At 37.9% G+C, this 3,308-nt stretch carries 3 protein-coding genes; all 3 read right to left on the bottom strand.

Annotated features, from left to right (window positions below):
* Positions 1 to 180 precede the first annotated feature (180 nt).
* Positions 181 to 1,041 carry an Rpn family recombination-promoting nuclease/putative transposase gene (locus IQ259_RS26775; RefSeq protein ID WP_193889004.1) on the bottom strand — a complete coding sequence of 287 codons (861 nt, stop codon included), beginning with the start codon at positions 1,039 to 1,041 and terminating at the stop codon, positions 181 to 183.
* A gap of 23 nt (positions 1,042 to 1,064) precedes the next feature.
* Positions 1,065 to 2,051, bottom strand: a complete 987-nt coding sequence (locus IQ259_RS26770) for an N-acetylglucosamine kinase (RefSeq protein ID WP_193889003.1) — start codon at positions 2,049 to 2,051, stop codon at positions 1,065 to 1,067.
* A gap of 4 nt (positions 2,052 to 2,055) precedes the next feature.
* A partial coding sequence (locus IQ259_RS26765; protein ID WP_228014818.1) for an MFS transporter occupies positions 2,056 to 3,308 on the bottom strand: 1,253 nt, incomplete at its 5' end.

The following is a 3,308-nucleotide window of genomic DNA, read 5'->3' as shown; positions in this document are numbered from 1 at the left end:
GTTGAGTGCAGACATTTATCTTGCATATATTTGGGAGGAAAGAGCAGTTGCCGACGGCAACTGCTCTTTCCCCCTTCAGAATGATTATCATTTTTATGGCTTGTATATCTTATTCTCTGGAAGTCCCTTACAGCACGGCAAGATGTAAAGCTAGTCCTGACAACGCAGTAAGCAGTTTTATCAGCCAGACTGATTCTCAGCTGCTTGCTGCACCTGTTCCAAAGTTAACTCTAAAGCTTGCGCTACTTGTTCCACACTCAAACCCAAAGCCAACAATCGGGGTACAGTTTCTAACTTTAGTTCTTGTTTGACCTCTTGTTTGACCTCTTGTTTAGCTTCTTCAAAAGCTTCTTGTTTAGCTTCTTGTTTAGCGTCTTCAAAAGCATCTTGCTTCAAGGACTGATACATTCTAGTTTTTTTAAATTCGTCATCTACACCTAACATTGCTGCTAACTCCTCGCGGCTTAACTGCGTCAACTTGTACAACAGGATAGTTTCTATCAATTCTACAATTTGTTTCTTAGTTTGTTCATCTGTCAGTTGTTCTCTTGCTTGTAAAATTAACTTTCTACCTTGATTAACTGCCGTTTCTTCATTGGCGATAATTAATTGCACAATAGCCAGTTGCAGTGAGTTCTCTGCTGCACTCAATTCATCTAAATAAATGCGCTGCACTTGGGAACTATCCAGCAACAAACGATAAGGCTGTTGGTCATTTGGATCTAAACTACGTTGAGGATAGATAACAACAGCACGCCAAAAGTTGACAGATGGATTTTGTCGCAGGTAAAGAAATATTTCAGCAAAAAAACGCCTGTAAAAATTTGCATCTAATTGAAACTGGACTTCCACAAAGTACAGTGGTTCTTCTGCGCTTTCATTTTTGGGAATAAATACTCCATCGATGCGAAAAGCAGTTTCTTTGACTTCAATAGACACAAATTCATAAGCATTAGTATTGATTGTATTTTCGCCAATGATGGCAAAAAATATGCTAGGAAAAGCTTGAAATAAGCTATAGAATATCTTGTCGGTTTGCACCTGGATTATGGAACTTAAACAATTTACCTTAGAAGTTTACCAGTATTTTCACCTGCTAAACTTTGCAAAGCCAATAATCCAGCACCATAAGCAGGTTCATATCGGGGAAAAATTACCTTTACCTGCGGAAACTGATTAACTATAGCTGTTGTAAATCTTGCATGTATCTGACATTTACCCCGCCATACACTACCTGTAGTCACAATTTCAAAAGCTGAGTTATGACTAAAAATTTTATGAATAACTGTAGATGTAGCTTTTACCAACTCTTTAACAGCATCGTCAATTATATGATTAGCTAATTCATCGCCTGAAGTTGCTGCTAAATCTACAATTGGTGCTAAAGATGCTATTTCTTTAACTCCCCATCCCCGTTTATATATTACTTCTATTAATTCTTCTAAACTTGACAAACCAAGATGCTGTTTAAAATCTTCTACCAAACTCGTTGATATCGCACGCCCATCATAAGATTTTAAGGCTGCTTGCATACCAGCGATCGCAATTTTATAAGCGCTACCTTCATCACCTAAAATATATCCCCAGCCGCCGACTCTTTTAGTTTTTCCTTGTTGATTTCGACCAAAAATTATGGAACCAGTACCCGCCGCAACTACAATTCCCACATCATGACCAACGCCACCAACTAAAGCAATCAAAGCATCATGACAAACTACAATATTAGCTGAGTCTACATCCCAAGTAATTGGCAGGAATTGACTATTTTGTAATTCCTGCACCATGCTTTTAACTACTGCAATATCGCTAGAACGTCCAACACCAGCTAAACCTAAGCAGATAGCTGAAATTGTGATGGTATTTGTCAACTTTAACGCTTCGTTAGTAGCGGCATCAATAGCAGAGTGAATTGATTTTACTGCTGCTTCCTTACCTATGCTTTGATAATTAGATGCACCTGCTTCGCCACGACCTAAAACTTGACGATTATTATCCATCAAAACACAGACTGTTTTGCTACCACCGCCATCTATCCCTAAAACATAACTCATAGTGTTAATGTGCAGGAGATTTTTTCTGAGCTTCTGCTTTTAAAGGGATAAAGAATAAAACAATCATTCCAGGAATAGTCAGTAAACAAACCAAGCTAAAAAACAATGGATATCCTAACATTGGTTGTAAATATGCACTGACTATTCCAGGTATTAACAAACCTAAAGCCATAATGCCAGTAGATATAGCAAAATGAGAGGTTTTGTATTCTCCTTGAGAAATATACATTAAGTAAACACTAAAAGCTGTAAATCCAAAACCATAGCCAAATTGTTCTAATGAAACCAACGGATAAACCAAAGTTAAAGAAGGTTTAGCATACGCCATGTAAACATAAAATACATTTGGTAAATTCATGGCTAAAGCCATAGGAAATAAACATTTTTTTAACCCATACTTAGCAATGACTAATCCGCCTAAAATGCCACCTGCGATGAGTGATACAACACCAAACGTACCGTAGACTAAACCAACCTGCGATGTTGTTAATCCGAGTCCACCTACTTCTGGCTTATCTAACAAAAATAAAGAAGCAAACTTAACAAGCATTGCTTCACCAAATCTGTAAAGTAAGATGAATGCTAAGATAACAAGAATTTTTTCTTGAGCAAAATAAGAACTAATAATTGTCCAAAACGGTATGCTGTCTGTTGATTGTAATTGCCTTGGTTGATCAGAATCTGGTAATGGTAAACTGAAACGGTGAAAAACACAAAGTATGGCAAAAACTAAAGCAGAAAAAGCGATCGCCACAGTCCAGCTTAAAGGAATATTATCGAGATAACCTTCAAGTTGACCAGCTAACACTACTAAAAATCCCGAACCAAAAATCACAGCAAGTCGATAAAACAATGAGCGAATGCCGACAAAAAATGCTTGCTGTTCTGGGGTTAAAGCTAAAAGATAAAAACCATCTGTGGCAATATCATAAGTTGCGGAGATAAATGCTCCCACCGTTAAAGCTGCGATGGAGATAAAAAAGAAATTGGGTAGTTGTAAAGAAAAGGCGATGAAACCCAAGCAACAGAACATTGCTAGTTGGGTGTAAAGTATCCAGGTGCGTTTAGTAGAGTATGTATCGACAATTGGCCCCCAGAACATTTTAATTACCCAGGGGAGAGACAGAAGACTTGTCCAAAATGCAATTTGAGTGTTGTCTACGCCAAGTTTTTTGTAAAAGATGACGGAAACTGAGTTGATGATGATGTAAGGTACACCGGAGGCAAAATATAGGGTGGGGATGTAAAGCCAGGGGG

Origin of the sequence: Fortiea sp. LEGE XX443 (genome assembly GCF_015206815.1) — a bacterium.
Taxonomy (GTDB): domain Bacteria; phylum Cyanobacteriota; class Cyanobacteriia; order Cyanobacteriales; family Nostocaceae; genus Nostoc_B.
Note: the sequence above shows the minus strand (reverse complement) of the source record. Positions and strands in the feature narration are given on the sequence as shown.

Bases quoted from the DNA above. Each gene is read 5' to 3' on its own strand.
- IQ259_RS26770 (WP_193889003.1), bottom strand. From the start codon at position 2,051: ATGAGTTATGTTTTAGGGATAGATGGCGGTGGTAGCAAAACAGTCTGT.